This window comes from Pseudomonas sp. MB-090624, assembly GCF_003205245.1.
Lineage (GTDB): Bacteria > Pseudomonadota > Gammaproteobacteria > Pseudomonadales > Pseudomonadaceae > Aquipseudomonas > Aquipseudomonas juntendi.
Genome location: NZ_QJRK01000026.1, coordinates 44,821 through 61,626, shown reverse-complemented (window position 1 = coordinate 61,626; position 16,806 = coordinate 44,821). Strand labels below are relative to the sequence as shown.

Below are 16,806 nucleotides of genomic sequence, written 5' to 3'. Positions count from 1 at the left end.
CCCTATCCCTCGGGATAATTGTTCCACCGCATCCGCTGGCCTAGGCTATTCGTGGCTGCGCGAATGCCCGTGCCCGTGCGAGGAAGCCATGATCCGAATAGGCAATGCCCTGGTGTCCCTGGAGCGCCGCGAAGTGTTGCTCGATGGTAAGCCCATGCTGCTGGGCGGGCGCGCGTTCGAGGTGCTGGCCACACTGATCAGGGCCAAGGGCCGGGTGGTCGACAAGGAAGAATTGTTCAGCCAGGTGTGGGCCGGCACCGTGGTCGAGGACAACAACCTGCAGGTCCAGGTGTCGTTGCTGCGCAAGGCATTTGGCGACCGTGGGCTGATTCAGACCGTACCTCGGCGTGGCTACCGGTTGGCGGCCGAGATAAGCTTTGCGGCCCCAGACCGGGCATTGGGGGCTTTGCCGTTGTGCGCAGGCGCCGACACCCTGGAGCCATCCGGCGAAAGTGCGGATGTGCCAGTGCTGGTGGTTGATGACGACCCATCGGTACGCACGGCGCTCGGCCGGCTGCTGCGCTCCCAGGGCATACCCCATCATCTGTTCGCCAGTGCCGAGGCGCTGTTCGAAGCCCGGCTGGAAACCCCTTACGCCTGCCTGTTGCTCGACATGCACCTGCCCGATATCACCGGCTTGCAAGTGCAGGAAACGCTGCGCCAGCTAGCGCTGCCCTGGCCGATCGTGTTCATGACCGGCTTTGGCACCATTGCGATGACCGTGCAGGCGATGCGCGCAGGCGCCGTGGAGTTCCTCACCAAGCCTTTTGACGAGGAGCAGTTACTGGCCCTGCTGGGGACGCTGCGGGTGCGTGCCGTGGCCGAAGGGCGCAAGTGGCGCCATGCCCGGCTCGTGGCGGAAAAGTACCAGCGCCTGACCCCGCGTGAGCGCCAAGTGTTCTCGCTGGTGGTCGACGGCCTGTCGCACAAGCAGATCGCCAGGCAGATCGGCACCAGTGAGGTGACCACCAAGGTGCACAAGAAGAGCATCATGAACAAGATGCAGTCGCGCTCATTGGTGGAGTTGGTGGCCATGCACAACGTGCTCGGCACACAGCAGGAGGGCATGGGCGGCGCATGAGCAGATGGGTATGCATCGTCGATGACGATGCTTCGGTGCGCAAGAGCCTGGCCAACCTGCTGCGTTCAGCCGGGTTCGAGACCCTGACCTTCGCTGGCGGTGCCCCGTTCCTGGCGTCTGACCGGGCGGGGCAGGCCGGTTGCGTGCTGCTCGATCTGAAGATGCCCGGCATGAGCGGGCTGCACGTGCAGCGTGAGCTGGCGCTTCGGCAATGGCCGATAGTGGTGATCTGCATGTCGGCGCACTGGGATGATGCCGCCATGCACGCGGCGACGCGGCTGGGGGCGCTGGAGTGCCTGGGCAAGCCGTTTTCTGAAGAGGTATTGCTGGCGGTGGTTGAACGGGCATTGGCTGGCCGCCAGTAGGGGTGGTGCAGGCCCTTGCCTGCAAGGCCACTGCGCAACCTAACTGCTCCCCGGCCGATACTGCAGGGCCTCGGCCAGATGCGCCCGGCCAATGGTCTCGCACCCCTCCAGGTCCGCCAGCGTTCGCGCTACCTTCAACAACCGGTGTGCCGCGCGCAGCGATAGCGTCAGCCGCTCGCAGGCATTTTCAAGCCAGACCTGGTCGGCGGCTTTCAAGGCACAATGCCGGCGTAAACCTTCGAGATCGAGGAAGGCATTCGCGCAGGCCTGACGCCCGTGTTGCAGCGCTCGGGCCTGTGCCACCTTCACAGCCACAGCGGCACTGGTTTCACCGCTAGGCTGGTTGTTCAGCGTGGTGCTTTCGCGGGCCACGGTCAGGTGCAGGTCGATGCGGTCCAGCAGTGGCCCGGACAGTTTGTTGCGGTAGCGGGCGATCTGCTCGGTGCTGCAGCGGCAACGGCCGGTCGGGTCGCCGAGGTAGCCGCACGGGCAGGGGTTCATGGCCGCCACCAGCTGAAAGCGCGCGGGAAAGCGTACTTTGTCGCGGGCCCGGGCAATCACGATTTCACCGGACTCGAATGGTAGGGGTGTTCCCCACATTTCTGGATGCATGGACGCCGATGAATTGCCGTGCGAGTATTCAAATTCAACCTTTGTTCATAACATGGAAAGGATAAAATGGACGATTTATACAATAAGATTGTTGATGGGTTGCTGACGGTTGATAAAGATGGAAAAGTTGACGTAAGTAAAGTACAAGAGCTAAAAGAAAGCTATATACCAAAAAAATTGTTCAAGTATCGCAGTTGTTCAAAGTCGCATATAGAGAATTTCGAGAATAATCGACTTTGGTTGTCTTTCCCGGAAAACTTCAATGACCCGTATGACTCCTCTTTCAGCATTGCCATAGCTTCAAACGAATTAGAAGAAGATTTACTTGATTTTTTCTTTCGCGACAAAATTAAAAAGGTTATGAAGATTTGTTGTTTTAGTAACTCCATCGAATCTATGTTGATGTGGACGCATTACAGCGACGAACATAAAGGTTTTGCCGTCGAATATAATCTGCACCAAGTGAATAGAATTAAGCAAAGTTTATGGCCCGTATTTTATAGTGACAAGCTATTCGATTTTCTCCCACTACTCTCCCAAAAGCCTCGTAGTAATCTCGGGCCACTGGTTGCTGCTCTCCACAAATCAACCGACTGGGAGTATGAAGCAGAGTGGCGATTTATATCCTTGGATGCCAGTGAAGATTTCATTTCACTACCAGTTCCGAAGGCTATTTATCTCGGGTCAAGGATATGCTCGTCCGATGAGTACGCCCTTATAAAAATAGCAAAGCACAAAAATATTAAGGTTTATAAGATGAAGCATGACCGGAAAACTTTCAAAATGAACTATGAGTTAGTAGAGGATAAATAGTTAAGGTCGTTTTGAACGCCTGAACTTGTTCGAGCGTGAAAAATGACCAAATGAATGCAGTGGCTGGACAGTTCATATTTTTTGAAATTTTAAGGAATATGGTTGAACCCTATTTGATGATTAGGGTTCGACTATAAATATATTTTTGGTTTTCTATTGACAGCGTTTTTCATTGAGTTTAAGCCAAAAAACGACTACCCAAGAAAATTAAAACTCAAAAAAATGATCTAAAAACCTATAAAAAACACAATGCACTTTTTTGGTGCGTTAACAGAAATAGATAAAAAACGGCGTTTTTTAATTCTCTGTATTAACATACGCATAAGATAGTAAATCACCTAAAAATGGCTATTCCATAAGTTTTGATATTTTGAAATTTTCCTGCCCAAGATGCTTTTTGATTTTGATATGCGAACTTGGTTCGCAATACCCAGATGTTTTTGATTTTGACCTTCTTGGATAACTCTTAAATAAGTGTCGCAAGTTGATTTTATAGGTTTTTTTGACCGTTTTTGACTTTTTTAAAAAAACATCTTTTTACAGATTGGAAAGTAAAAATATTTATTTATTTGACAATCATGCACGGCATGGTATTTGTGTTAGTAACAAACAATAATAACTTGCATGATATTTATTCCGCAACGCATAAACCTTAAAAGTATTACTCCTGAATTTTTCTTTGCGGAATGTGAAAGGCAGTATGTTTTTGAGCGAGCCATCGAAAAAAAGATGATTGCAAAGGAATGTCTTGAACATAAGTTAAATAACTCATCAAAAAGAAAGCGTGAAAGCATAGCCAAAGAAATAAGAAACCTCAAAAATAAATTCACTTGGGTTGCCGCTTCCAGTGAATATAGATGCTGGAAGATACGACATAAATACATTCTGGCTGGCGATTTGGACGAAATCGTCAAAAATATCACGTTCGTTTTCGAGAGAATTCAAGAACAACTAATAATAAAACAGAGAAACCTTGATGACGATGACTCCGGCGAGAGTATTTATTCACGCATAAAGACTGATTGGGATATCGGTTATGGTATCAAAATAAAGGATATTAAAGGGTCAGCTATAAAAGACAAGCTCATCAACATCGCTGATGAGAAAAGACTTAAATCACAAATAAAAAGAATACAAAAACAAAGAAGCGAACTTTTAAAGCTGCACTCAGGTTTGATTGGTTCTGGTCGAGCATTTGAGATTTGTAGTGATGAAGTTGTTCGCAATAGAGAAGCGGACGAAGCCAGCCAGCTTGATTACATTATGAAGAAATCTCTTGTTAATGAGAACAACAAGAAAATCCCGCTATGGAAAGTAGCAAGCACTGAAAAGCAAAGATTTGCTGAGATATTTATTCAAGTCTCATCGTTGGACGCCTACGCCAAGCGACTTGACTACAAGCCTCTTTTTATCACTTTCACCGCTCCGGCAAGATTTCACCCAAAGCCGTCAAAAGGTGTTAGTTCTTGGGATGGTTCAACCCCAAAGGATAGCAATGATTACTTGAAAGGCTTATGGAATGCTTTTAGAAAAGACATCCATAGGCATAAAATTGAGATGAACGGTTTCTGGGCTGTCGAACCACACAAAGACCAGTGCTTTCATAAACACGCTTTAATGTATGTTAACAAGAAGCATTATGACGAATTAGTAGTCTTGATTAACAAGCATTTTAGACACTCGGAAAACGCCGTAAGAATTGAAGAAATTGACACAAAGAAAAGCAAGGCAACATCATATGTGATGAAGTATCTAACTAAGTCATTCAATATGGATTTCGAGTTGAAAGGCGGCGTCCTAAATGTAGATAAGCTGGAAATCTCAAATCACAAAAAAGTTAGAGCAGTTCAAGCATTATGGGGTGTGCGTAGATATGCAATGTTCGGCGTTAAGAACACGTTATCACTATGGAGAGAACTGAAAAGAAAGCCATTCTTGAAAGGCAAGAATGAAGTTATTGATAAGGCGTTCGCATTTGTGGAAAAGAATGATTTCATTGGGTTCTCTATACTTGTAAATGGAAAGCTAAAAATAATGAGGCTATACAGCAAAATACAAGTCTTTAAGAATGACCTGCTTGGTGATGTTTTTGGAAAGAAATTAATAGGCAAATACATAATTGATTTGAGCACAAAAGAAGTTGTTGATATAAAAGCAAATTACAAGATTGTTGATACCGCGTTGCTTGATGCTGGATTGTAATAAATAAATACTTATCTATTGATTATTTATAATCGCATGTTATATTGCTAGCAAGAACAGGAGATTATGAGTATGCAACTAATAAGGGTGACTAGCAAAAGAAAAGAAATCTTAAAATATACAAAGCAATTAGGTCTCTATGGCTTGTATAAAGATGTTAAGAATGCACATAACAAAAGTGTTTGTCATTTGATTTTTGACCCATTAGATTACACATACAAGGTGCTGGTAGACCAAAGTAGAGTTCCTTACGAATATCAAGACGAGTGTATAAGAGACCTATAACAAAGCCAGCGAATGCTGGTTTTTTTGTGCCTGAATTTTGTCAAGAAAATATGTATTTATTTGACTTCGCCTTTATTTGTGCTCTAATAAATATATATAAATAAGAAAGGGGCACTAATGAAAAAACCTAAAGCAAAAGCAAATCTTAAAGTTTGCACCATCACGCTCGACGCTGAAACGCATAATCAATTCAGAGAAATTGCCAATGCTCATAAGTTTCCGTTGTCACGCTTTATAAATGATTGCATGAAGGAATACTTAGATGTAAGCAAAGTTAACGGATTCAACAAAGATGTAACGCTACAAGTGGGGATTAGAAACTTTCAAACCCAAGACAAATAAAAGCCCAGAGGGCTTTTTATTTATCTTCTTTACGTTTCGGCTTTAAATCCATTCCAACCCCACGGCGACGGGTTCTTTTGTTTTGGTCATTATCTAGCTTCTTCTGTTTTTGTGCTTCTTCAATTTTCTCATTACGTTCGTTTATTTTATCTTGTAGTATCTCTTCCCTGATTTCCGGGCTTTCTATCTTTTCAAGTTTCTTCTGTATTGCTTCATATAGTTCAATTTCTTGCCTCGCTTCATCTAAGCCATCAACATCAAATTCTTTAAGTCTCTCTACAAACTCCTTGTTAGCTTCATAGGCTTCCTCATCAAGAAAGTCAAAGCCGGGGTTGTTGTGCTCAATTTCTTTAAGGAAGATGTTGAAATCTTGTTTAATCTCAATTGTCTTTTGAGCTTGATACGCATTAAGTGATTCCGCATAAATAGGGGTATCCTTTAACAACTGTTTGTGGTCAATGATGATTTCATCAAACTCACCTTTCAAGTTTGGGTGGTCAGTGTAAGCCACAAATAATTCTGTGTTGAGTTGTTTGAACTCTTCTTTTTTATCTGCTGGTGCATTGTCAAATTCATTTCCGAAACATCTGCGGCAAGTAATAGAACCGTGTTCCATACAAAGCATTTCTGGTGTGACCTTATTCAATACCTCACGTAAGGCGTCTTGTGGGGTAGGTTTAAACATACTATTCAACTCATCAATCAAGTCATCATTAGTCGCTGCAACGTGTTCTTGTTCAACCTGCTTTGTAGGCTCTTCTGGTGTCTCTGGTGCGTTTTGAGCAGGCGTAGGCATGACTGGTGGGACAATGATAGGCTCTACTGGTTTAGCTGGCTCTACGGCCACCGTAGGAGCTTCTAGTTTAGGTTCTGGCTTCTTGTTCATAGAAGCGTATTGCTCTTGGATTTTCTTCAATTCTTCAAGGTCTGCTGGTGTAGGTTTGTAACCTTCAAGCTTGAACCCTTTGGCTTCCAATCCCATTAACTGAAATTCAAGCCATATATTTTTCTTAAAGAAATCAGGGCCATTCACTGTGAATGATTGTGGTGGTTTGGCGTCAGCAACAAGCCTTTGAATGCCAGCCTTTGCTGACTGTCTTGATAAGTCATGAAATGAAACTTTTGACGGGTCTTTGTAATACTCGAATGATTTCTTGCTGCTGGCTGAATTATAGAAATATTCAACCTTGTCACTATGCTGAATAAACTTGAACTTGGTGGCAAGCACTGAGTTCGGTTTAATCTTTTTCATGTAGTCGGGTGCTGCTTCATTGGAAGCAATAGAACAATCTTCGTATTTCTTAAAGTTGTGCTTATTTTTCAAAGTCTGCTCAAAGCCAGTGTCATCACCTAGTTTCGCTTTAAGTGTTTTGTAAGATAGGCCAAGCTCGGATGCTTTGAAAATCTGGTCTTCATGTTGAATGGAGAAAGATGATTTACCATTGTGAATGACATTAAAACCATTCGCAGTTATCTGGTTGATAAAGTCGGAAGGGCTTGAAGAGTTATCAAGGTAAACGTTTAAAGCGTCTTTCATCTGCTGCTTGTTGGACGTTATGCCTCGAACATCAAGCATTCTTTCATTGGATGACGGATGCTTGTCTTTATATTTTTTGCTGATGATGTCCTTCTTATCTTTTGGTGATAAGTCTTTTCTTTTGTCAAGTGCGTCCATGTCTCTTGATATTCGGTTCTCTGGAATAATTAGATTGTATTTCTGTTCAAGCTTTTCACATTCTCTTTCAATGACTCGGTAGTCATTGCTAACGTTATAACACTTACCATTGAAGTCTTTCAAACCCCAAACAATATGAACGTGAACCTCATCTGTATCAATATGAACACCCAACGCATACTTTCTATTTGAAAGGTTATGCGTCTTTTCATAGAGTTCTTTTACTATCTGCTTCGCTTGTTCAGGAGTAACGTTATCATTGGTATGAAAGCTGACCATATCGTGCTGGCTTCTAACTGACTGCTTTCTGCCTTTGGTTCTAACAGCGACATCACTTTCGATGGATGTTGCAATGGCATTAGCAATTTGTCTTTTGGATGAGTTCATAGGTGTGTAAATGTTGCTTTCGAACAATACACATCCTTCATCTTTGTGAAAGTATTTAGAAGCCTTATATACTCCTGACCTGCTTTTTTGGGTGCTCAATCTTTTCCTTATCATATATCTCCTTTGGTTGTTATTTTCTCCTTTTTCAAGTTTTCAAGTCTATTCATCAATACACCCATGTTCTTATCTAATTTGCTCAGAACATCCAAAACGTCTTGGCTTGGTTGCTTCCCTGAATTTAACGCTGCTGCTATCTGGTTAACGTTGTTGCCAATCTGGCTGAATACTTTTTCAATGGTGACTATATCCTCTCTTAATTTTGGGCTGCTTACTTCTATGATTTCATTTATTCCATTATTTATAATGTGGGAAATGAATTTCACCTGAGTCATTTTTAATGTGGCTCTCTGCTTTTCGAGCAGTAAAATATCTTCCCGTGGAAGTCTAAAATTTAACTGATTACTTTTTCTAACTTTGTCATTCATACAATCCTCCATGTTGATTGCTATACATTTTTCAAACGTAGTGCGAAAAATCGAGCGTAAATGTTAGTAAATGAACGAAGTGAAATTTGCTATACATTTACATTGCTCGCATATAAAGAATTCAAACTACTAATATCAAGTTAACATGTATTAAAATGTTTTCAAGTTGTATAGCTTTCAATAAGCCAGATAACAAAGAATGAGAGCGTATAGCAACGTATAGCAACGTATAGCCAGCATTAAAAAGGCCACCTGATAGGCAGCCTACTTTGATTATGATGGCGTCAATTAAAGTATTCGTTGAGATTGTTGATGCCGAACTCTTTAAGGGGGTTATGTAGGCTGAACTGTTTGGCTATGCGGTCAATTTCAAAACCGTTCTGGAAAATCTTCGCAAACAAAGTTCTTGAGGTTTTGTCGAATTTGAATTTGAAAGTTATATCGTTAGCAACAAAGAATTGATTTATTTTTAAGCGGCCATCTTCTGTTTTATATAAATCAATTATGTCGTTTTCCGAGTAAATGTTTATAGTGGTTTTCTTGATGTTTATTTGTGTTTGTAGCTCTGCAAGGTTTTGTTCAATATCGTTGATGGTTGCTTCTGTTTTGCTGACTACCTGCAAGAATTCTTGCGGGATAACACCGCTGGTGAAGCCTGCAAAAGACTTCATCAGGTTGTCTCTGTAACTTTTTTGTTCAAGCAATAGGTTGCTCAATTCAAAAATTATCTTGTTGTCTTTGGTTTGGTTTTCTCTGTTTGAAAGTAGCTTGATTAGTAGCTCTTTAAAGTTTTCTACTCGTTCTTCCTCATCAATATCTTCCTTTGTTGGAAGGCGATACCTCATGCCGCTTTCGCGAGTAATCCATTCATATTCAATTTCAGTATCCGGCATTTCGTTTTGCCACGGGTGGACGTCAAAGTCTTCATCCGTCGTGGATTGATATATGAGTTCAAGAAATAACCCAAAAGCCAAGTCAAAACGAAAGCGTGGTTGGTCACATCCATTTTTTAATTCTTTGCGTGTGTAGCATTGAAAATACGGATAAACGACGCCTTTGGGGTTTGTTTGTTTTTCAAACAACATAGATGCCTCACAACAATCACATTTGATGCTGTGGCGGAAAATGTTCAAGCTGCCAACACTTTGGTTGCCGTAGTTTTTTCTTTGTGCTCTATTTTTCATTGCTGCTATTGCTTCATTAAACAGCTCATATGAAACGATTTGCGGGTAATAGTTTTCAATGTATCGCTCAAATACTTTCTTTTTGTTTTCGTCTCTTCGCTGAGCCATGTAAGCACCGAGAACGTATTTCGTATCTATTAGATGCTTTATATTTCTACTTGACCATTTTCGTTTTGAATAAGCATTTAGCTTTTTAATTGACAATGACACGCCGACATATTTCAAGCTCTCAAAGAAATCTCTTATTTCCTGAGCTTCTTCTTCCTCGATTTCAAAGCAGTTAAGCTCTGTATTGTATCGAATTCCATATGGTGGATTATGGGCGTTAAAAATGACTTTTTCTTCTTCAGCTAACTTCTTGGCTCTATTCCATGCGGATTTTCTACGAACTGATTTTGTCTTACTTTCTTCGTATGCTCGCTTTGCGATAACACTTAAGAGAATATCTTGCTGTAAGTCATCAATACGGTTTGTTTCGTTTGGTTTTTCATATCGTTGACCATCAATAGTGGTTATTAAAATAACCCCTTTTTCAAGGATGCCATTGACTAGCTCTTTTGCTTGCAGAAGTCTTTGACGACTAAGCCGGTCGATACTTTCAACAAATATATAATCGCCCTCTTTGATATGCATATCGCTAATCATATCAATGAGTTCTTTTAGTTTTCCTTTTCGTTTGTTGCTTCCATCGTGTGCAGATATGCCCGTATCCGAGTAGATATTCTCGGGCGGCAACTCAATACCTTGTTGCTTTGTAATGGCTTGGATCGATGCCATTTGACGGTCTACGGAATCCCTACCGGCTTCACCTTGGGCTTTTGATGAGTAGCGGATATAAGCGTAGGCAGTAGGCATTCCGGGCTTCCTGTGGCATTTGGTAAAGTGTGAGAATACCATCTACCGATCTCCAACGGCTCGCGTAACACCTCCAGCACGCGGCGCTCGAATTCCGGCAGCTCGTCAAGGAACAGCACACCGTGGTGGGCGAGGGTGATTTCGCCAGGTTGCGGCCGGCTGCTGCCCCCCACCAGTGCCGGGCCGGAGGCGGAGTGGTGCGGGTGGCGAAAGGGGCGCTGCGGCCAGCTGCTCAGCGGTGCATGGCCGCTGACCGACTGGATCGCCGCCACTTCCAGCGCCTCGTGCTCGTCCAGTGGCGGCAGCAGCCCGGGCAGCCGGCTGGCGAGCAAGGTCTTGCCGGTGCCGGGCGGGCCGGTGAACAACAGGTTGTGCGCCCCGGCAGCTGCCAGCAGCAAGGCGCGCTTGGCCGCCAGTTGCCCTTGCACCTCACTCAGGTCCGGGTACGGCCGTTGCTGCAGGATCAAACCGTTGGCCGCATAAGGCGCCAGGGGCACCTGGCCGTTGAGGTGGGCAACCAGCTCCAGCAAGTGCCCCACGGCATACACCGCCAGGCCGCTGGCCAGGCTGGCCTCCTCGGCGTTTTCCCGTGGCACCACCAGCGCCCGGCCTGCTTCGCGGGCCGCGAGTGCCGCCGGCAATACCCCCTGCACCGGGCGCAACGTGCCAGACAGTGCCAGTTCGCCCAGGCATTCAAGCTCGGCAAGGGCCGCGGTTGGCAGTTGACCGTCGGCGGCGAGGATGCCCAAGGCAATGGCCAGGTCGTAGCGCCCGCCATCCTTGGGCAGGTCGGCGGGGGCGAGGTTCTGGGTGATGCGCCGTTGTGGGTAGTTCAACCCGGAATTGACGATGGCGCTGCGTACCCGGTCTTTGCTTTCCTTGACGGTGGTTTCCGGTAGGCCGACCAGGGTGAGGTGCGGCAGGCCATTGGTCAGGTGCGTTTCGACGCTGACCGCCGGTGCCTGTACGCCCACCTGGGCGCGGCTATGGACGAGGGCTAGGGACATGGACGCTCCGTTGTCGCGGGTGAAGGCCGCTTCCTGCGGTAGCGCACAGGATAGCCAGCGCTCCTGCTGCCGGCGCAAGAAGTGTGCGTCGTGGTTTTTCCGGGCAGGGATTTATCGCGGATTTTTACACCTCTGAGCAAAAGGTGGATCCAATATTCTTTGCGCAGGGGCCGGGTATGGCTTAGTGTTGTTGGGCAACTGCAGTTGCCATGGAATGGCACTGTCCCTTCTTCCAAATGGACTTGAGGAATTGCTCCGTGCAAACGCTCACCCACACTCACCAGGTAATCCGCGAACTGGTGCAGGCCCGCGCATTCGTTGAACTTACCCGTTTTTTCGACCGCCTCGAGGCGCAGTGGTATCAGGCGCCGCCCGGCGAGTTTCCGGCCTACCTGGCGGCCCTGGAAGGCCACATGTTCGCCGACCTCGACAACCAGGGCGACAAAGCCCCGAGCCAGGTGCTCAAAGCCTGGGTCGATGCCTGCCCCAAGGCTTACCACCCGCACGTGGTAATGGGCATGCACTGCTTCCACCGCGCTTGCCGGGTACAGGCTGATGGCCAACCCAACGCTGCGCGTGTGCTGGCCGTAGGGCAGATATGCGAAACCGCGACTGCGCACCTGCTGCAGGCCCTGGAGCGTTCGGCGCAACCGCTGGCAGCGGCCATCGGCATGCTGCGCGTCAGTGCGCAGTTGCGCGAGCCTGGCTGGTTGGCCGAGTTGTTCAACGGGCGGCCTGCGCGCTATCGGCCCAGTGCCCATGCCGATGTGGAGGTGCAGGAAGCCGCCGCGCCGCTGTTGGTCAGGCATGGGGTGCAACCGCTGGCGGAACTGCCAAGCAGCTTGCCCGCGTGCCTGGCCAAGCGGACCTACCAGGACACCCAGGACCCGCGTTACTACTGGCTCCGCCACGCACTGGGGCTGCGCCCCGGTTGCTTCGAAGCCATCCAGGCCCTGGCTATCTACCTGTTGCCGCGGTCGGGCGCCGGTGCCGATGCGCTTGAACTGTTGGCCAGCGGCCCGTTGTGCGCCGGTTGGGACGAGCGCCTGCGTAACGCCTTGCGCTGGATGGCCGTCGAAGAACAGCTGCTGTTGCCGGCTGCCGACCAGTTGCAGGCCGTGGCCACCTGGCAGCAGTTGTTCGACGCCTGGGCACAGCGCCCGCTGAGGCCAAGGGAGCGCGCAGTACTGCTGGCCTGGCGGGGGGCGTTGCGCTGTACTGCATTGCACGATCAGGCCGGCGCGATTGGCGACTTTGCCGCAAGCCTGGCATGCAATGCCGATCATGGAGCCATCGGGGCCATGGGCGAGCCGTTCCGTTGCCTGGCCGAGCTGATACTGCGCGACGGCCTGGCGGATGAGCAGCAGTTGCTGCGCCGCGCCCTCGAGCGCCTGTGCGACGGGCGCTGCCATGCGGGCGCCTGTGCCTTGCGCGCCGCAGGGCACTGCTTTGGTCTGTGGGGGCTGCCACGCTCGGCCGAGCAGGCCCGGGCATGGTCGCAGCGGGCGGTGAAACGCCAGCTGGCAGGCCATGCGCCGGGGTTCACGGTGCTTGCGGCGGCGCGCCTGCTGTTGGCTGCCAACCGCCATGAAGTGGCCGTCTACCTGTATGAGCGTTGTGCCGAACTGAACCTGCCGGGGGCAGCCCTTGGCTTGTATGACTTGTACTGTGGTGGCCAGGCGAACACCCCGCAGGAGTACATTGATCGCCAGGCCGCTGAACATTGGCTACGGCGCGCAGTGGCAGCGGGCAGCCGCCGGGCCAAATACAAGCTGGCGTGCCTGCGCATGAAGGGTGGCGAGGACCTCAGCGAGCGCAGCGCCATGCTGGCCGTCAGGCACCTGCTGGTCGACGCGCTGGGCGATTCCCAGACCAATGCCCGCGCGCGTTTGCATCTGGGCATCCTGTTGCGCCAGTTCGGCAACTCTCGGGAGCGGGCCGAGGCTGTGGCGTACCTGTTGAGCCTGGTCGAGCACCCTGACCTGGGAATTGCTGCACGCGCCAGTGCCGAGCTGGGACTGGCCTGGATGCAGGGGCGCGGCACCCGCAAGCAAAGCCGCTTTGCCGCCATCGAATGGGCCAACCGTGCGGCCAGCTTGCAGCCGGCAGACGCCACCATCGCGCGTATCCAGGCCCAGATACTCAACTCGCACAACCGGCTGAAAACAGTGTTCACACAATGTGGTGCAGCGCTGTTGCGCGGCACCCTGCATGCCAGTGAGCTACCGCCCAGGCCGCCTGAGCTGAACGCCCTGCGGGTTTCCGCCTGACGTGTGGCAGCAGCAGGGCTGGTTCAGTCCTGCTGGGCAGTAGGGGCCAGCCGCGCTTCCAGCTCTGCTACCTGTTGCTCCAGGGCCTCAAGGCGTGCACGGGTGCGCGCCAGCACGACCATCTGGCTGTCGAATTCGTCACGGCTGACCAGGTCCAGTTTGCTGAACGCCCCTTGCATCAGCACTTTGAACTGGCTTTCCAGTTCGGCGCGAGGCTGTGCGGTATCGCTGCTGAACAGGCGCGAGGCCTGGTCGCTCAGGGCATCGAGAAGGGCTTTGGGCGCGAGCATGGGGCTTTCCATTGAAACTGAGAAATGGCCAGCAGTGTAGCACGCACGCACATGGGCCTTTCTTTCACAGACGCTCGCGCGGCACTGCACGTTTTTCGAGCAGCAGCCCCCGCCTGCGCGCACCGAAACTGTGCATGATCTGCATGCTGGCGACTGGCCAATCCTGACTAAATCACATAACTCGCTGTTTTTCGTGGCTTTGGCGGAACTGGCAAGGTTTCTGCAAAGACCAGTTCGAGCCATGCACTGATGCAGTTCCTTGTGACCAGGCAGTGCGCACGCGGAGCCGGATGCCGACGACGCGTTACAAAGCCAACCGCTGCGCTTAGACTTGAGACGGGTTTGTTTTCCTGGGGCAAGTCCACCAAATCGGGAGAGAGTTTCATGAAGCTAGTCACAGCCATCATCAAGCCGTTCAAGCTGGACGACGTGCGCGAGTCACTGTCGGAAATCGGCGTGCAGGGTATCACCGTCACCGAAGTCAAAGGTTTCGGTCGCCAGAAGGGCCACACCGAGCTGTACCGCGGTGCTGAGTATGTGGTCGATTTCCTGCCCAAGGTGAAGATCGATGTCGCCATCGATGACAAGGACCTTGATCGGGTAATCGAAGCCATCACCAAGGCAGCCAACACCGGCAAGATCGGTGACGGCAAGATTTTCGTGGTGAATCTGGAGCAGGCGATCCGTATCCGTACCGGCGAAACCGATACCGACGCGATCTAAGCAACAACAAAGCCTCACCAAACCCAAAGCCCCAGGAGAAAACAACATGACTCTGCGTAAGATCGCAGGGCTAGGAGCCCTATTGTCCCTCGTAACCCCCGGGCTCGCCCTGGCAGAGGAAGCTGCCCCAGCGCTGAACTCCGGCGACACCGCCTGGATGCTGACCGCGACGGCGCTGGTGCTGTTCATGACCATTCCGGGCCTGGCCCTGTTCTATGGCGGCATGGTGCGTTCCAAGAACGTGCTGTCGGTGATGATGCAGTGCTTTGCAATCACCGGCCTGATGAGCATTCTCTGGGTCGTCTACGGCTACAGCATGGCCTTCGATACCGCCGGTATGGAAAAAGGCGTACTCAATTTCAATTCGTTCGTTGGCGGCTTCTCCAAGGCCTTCCTCAGCGGTGTCACGCCCGAGAGCCTGACTTCGGCCACTGCGCTGTTCCCTGAAGCGGTGTTCATCACCTTCCAGATGACCTTCGCCATCATCACCCCGGCGCTGATCGTCGGTGCCTTCGCCGAGCGCATGAAGTTCTCCGCGATGCTGGTGTTCATGGGTATCTGGTTCACCCTGGTATACGCGCCAATCGCGCACATGGTGTGGAGCGGTGACGGTGCACTGATGTGGGACTGGGGCGTACTGGACTTCGCTGGGGGCACCGTGGTGCACATCAACGCAGGTATCGCCGGCCTGGTCTGCTGCCTGGTACTGGGCAAGCGCAAAGGCTACCCGACCACCCCGATGGCGCCCCACAATCTGGGCTACACCCTGATGGGCGCGGCCATGCTGTGGATCGGCTGGTTCGGCTTCAACGCAGGTTCTGCTGCAGCGGCCAACGGCACCGCGGGCATGGCCATGCTGGTGACCCAGATCGCCACCGCCGCTGCGGCACTGGGCTGGATGTTCGCCGAGTGGATCGGCCACGGCAAGCCGAGCGCCCTGGGCATCGCGTCGGGTGTGGTTGCCGGCCTGGTCGCCATCACCCCGGCCGCGGGTACCGTGGGCCCCATGGGTGCCCTGGTAATCGGCCTGGCTTCGGGTGTGATCTGCTACTTCTGCGCCACCACCCTCAAGCGCAAGCTGGGCTATGACGACTCGCTGGACGCCTTCGGTGTTCACGGTGTGGGCGGCATCATCGGCGCCATCCTCACCGGCGTGTTCGCAGCCCCGGCACTGGGCGGCTTCGGTACTGTCACCGACATCGGCATGCAGGTCTGGGTACAGGCCAAAGGCGTGATCTTTACCGTGGTCTACACCGCCATCGCCACCTACGTGATTCTCAAGGTGCTGGACCTGGTGATGGGCCTGCGGGTCAACGAAGAAGAAGAGTCGGTCGGTCTCGACCTGGCTCAGCACAACGAGCGCGGCTACAACCTGTAACTGCGACGCGGTAAAAACTTGCCCGGCTTGCCGGGCATTTTTTTGCCAGATTTTTAACATTTCCCGCTCGGCAAACGGTTTATCCGGCACGTTCGCGACGTAGGCAAAATACTTACAAGTCGTAGGGCATTTATGGTGCTTTGCTTTTTCTACCGGCACGCTAGAATGCGCGCCAAAGGGTGTTTGGCAAGCAGTCGGCGCACTTCAATCAGCCTTTGCTACGCTTGCCAATAGCGAGTGGCCAGCAGGGGCTAATGGATTTGTCAGGTTCTGCCAGGAGCAGGGCCTGCTGGGTACCGCCTCCCATCAGGAGCGCCGGCCCCAAGGGCAGTGGCCTAACCCACGGCCAGTTGAATTTTCACTGGTAGCTGCCGGTCTACGGCTGCACTGGTCTATAACTAACCTGCTTTTCGCAAGTCATGAGGTAGAACATGAGCGACGACGATCTGGAAAATGATGACCTCGAAGTAGGTGACGAAGACGAGGGCGATGAAGGCCTCGAAGCGGCGGCTGATGACGGCGTCGAAGACGCTGGCGATGACGACAGCAGCCCGGCACCCGCTGCCAAGGGCAAATCCAAGGCGGCAGTCTCGGTAGACGAGATGCCGAGCATGGAAGCCAAGCAGAAAGAGCGTGATGCACTGGCCAAGGCGATGGAAGAATTTCTGTCGCGCGGTGGCAAGGTGCAGGAAGTCGAGGCCAATGTGGTCGCCGACCCGCCCAAGAAGCCGGACAACAAGTACGGCAGCCGCCCTATCTGAGTGGCTGATCGTCAAAAAGCCCGCCGTCGCTGCGGGCTTTTTTGTGCCTGTGCCGGCCTGTTCGCGGGCAAGCCCGCTACCACAGGTCTTG

At 50.6% G+C, this 16,806-nt stretch carries 13 protein-coding genes and 2 pseudogenes; 9 read left to right on the top strand and 6 right to left on the bottom strand.

All coding sequences use genetic code 11. The features are described from left to right. Positions 1-88: 88 nt before the first annotated feature. Both DMX12_RS15930 and DMX12_RS15925 read left to right on the top strand, forming a co-directional pair. Positions 89-1,081 carry a response regulator gene (locus tag DMX12_RS15930; protein ID WP_110678600.1) on the top strand — a complete coding sequence of 331 codons (993 nt, stop codon included), beginning with the start codon at positions 89-91 and terminating at the stop codon, positions 1,079-1,081. Further along, on the top strand, positions 1,078-1,446 hold the full coding sequence (locus DMX12_RS15925) for a response regulator (RefSeq protein ID WP_110678598.1): 369 nt from the start codon (positions 1,078-1,080) through the stop codon (positions 1,444-1,446). The genes DMX12_RS15930 and DMX12_RS15925 overlap by 4 nt, the downstream gene beginning before the upstream one ends. Positions 1,447-1,485: 39 nt before the next feature. Here the strand turns inward: DMX12_RS15925 and DMX12_RS15920 are convergent. Beyond that, positions 1,486-2,028, bottom strand: a pseudogene (locus tag DMX12_RS15920) (ATP-binding protein); the annotation flags it as partial. A gap of 96 nt (positions 2,029-2,124) precedes the next feature. Between DMX12_RS15920 and DMX12_RS15915 the strand changes: the two are divergent. The 3 genes from DMX12_RS15915 (at position 2,125) to DMX12_RS29040 (ending at position 5,700) form a co-directional block, all read left to right on the top strand. Continuing rightward, complete coding sequence (locus DMX12_RS15915; RefSeq protein ID WP_110678594.1) at positions 2,125-2,871, top strand: DUF2971 domain-containing protein; 747 nt, start codon at positions 2,125-2,127, stop codon at positions 2,869-2,871. Between the two features lie 624 nt (positions 2,872-3,495). Beyond that, positions 3,496-5,073 (top strand): replication endonuclease, encoded by a 1,578-nt coding sequence (locus tag DMX12_RS15910; RefSeq protein ID WP_110678593.1) that lies wholly within the window; start codon positions 3,496-3,498, stop codon positions 5,071-5,073. Positions 5,074-5,475: 402 nt separating this feature from the next. Next, a complete protein-coding gene (locus tag DMX12_RS29040; RefSeq protein ID WP_146226835.1) occupies positions 5,476-5,700 on the top strand; it encodes a hypothetical protein in 225 nt (74 codons plus the stop codon). 16 nt (positions 5,701-5,716) lie between these two features. On the opposite strand, the gene DMX12_RS15905 is transcribed toward DMX12_RS29040, so the two are convergent. From DMX12_RS15905 to DMX12_RS15890, 4 genes and pseudogenes are all read right to left on the bottom strand, one after another. Next, positions 5,717-7,861, bottom strand: a complete 2,145-nt coding sequence (locus DMX12_RS15905; protein ID WP_177411271.1) for a relaxase/mobilization nuclease domain-containing protein — start codon at positions 7,859-7,861, stop codon at positions 5,717-5,719. An 11-nt stretch (positions 7,862-7,872) separates the two neighbouring features. Next, positions 7,873-8,247 carry a plasmid mobilization relaxosome protein MobC gene (mobC, locus tag DMX12_RS15900; RefSeq protein WP_110678589.1) on the bottom strand — a complete coding sequence of 125 codons (375 nt, stop codon included), beginning with the start codon at positions 8,245-8,247 and terminating at the stop codon, positions 7,873-7,875. Between the two features lie 284 nt (positions 8,248-8,531). Beyond that, the gene (locus tag DMX12_RS15895; RefSeq protein WP_177411270.1) at positions 8,532-10,286 is read right to left on the bottom strand and encodes a recombinase family protein; all 1,755 of its coding nucleotides are present in this window, start codon (positions 10,284-10,286) and stop codon (positions 8,532-8,534) included. Between the two features lie 44 nt (positions 10,287-10,330). Beyond that, positions 10,331-11,293: pseudogene (locus DMX12_RS15890) on the bottom strand (YifB family Mg chelatase-like AAA ATPase); the annotation flags it as partial. A gap of 257 nt (positions 11,294-11,550) precedes the next feature. Here DMX12_RS15890 and DMX12_RS15885 point away from each other — a divergent pair. Beyond that, a complete protein-coding gene (locus DMX12_RS15885; RefSeq protein ID WP_110678587.1) occupies positions 11,551-13,563 on the top strand; it encodes a DUF4034 domain-containing protein in 2,013 nt (670 codons plus the stop codon). Positions 13,564-13,586: 23 nt separating this feature from the next. Here the strand turns inward: DMX12_RS15885 and DMX12_RS15880 are convergent, their stop codons facing one another. Beyond that, positions 13,587-13,853: an accessory factor UbiK family protein gene (locus DMX12_RS15880; protein WP_009681642.1), complete on the bottom strand. Its 267-nt coding sequence runs from the start codon at positions 13,851-13,853 to the stop codon at positions 13,587-13,589. 384 nt (positions 13,854-14,237) lie between these two features. On the opposite strand from DMX12_RS15880, the gene glnK reads away from it, so the two are divergent. From glnK to sutA, 3 genes are all read left to right on the top strand, one after another. Beyond that, positions 14,238-14,576, top strand: coding sequence for a P-II family nitrogen regulator (gene glnK, locus DMX12_RS15875; protein WP_002555808.1), 339 nt, complete (start codon positions 14,238-14,240; stop codon positions 14,574-14,576). Between the two features lie 46 nt (positions 14,577-14,622). Beyond that, positions 14,623-15,954, top strand: a complete 1,332-nt coding sequence (locus DMX12_RS15870) for an ammonium transporter (RefSeq protein ID WP_110678584.1) — start codon at positions 14,623-14,625, stop codon at positions 15,952-15,954. 431 nt (positions 15,955-16,385) lie between these two features. Beyond that, on the top strand, positions 16,386-16,715 hold the full coding sequence (sutA, locus tag DMX12_RS15865) for a transcriptional regulator SutA (RefSeq protein ID WP_009681644.1): 330 nt from the start codon (positions 16,386-16,388) through the stop codon (positions 16,713-16,715). Positions 16,716-16,806 lie beyond the last annotated feature (91 nt).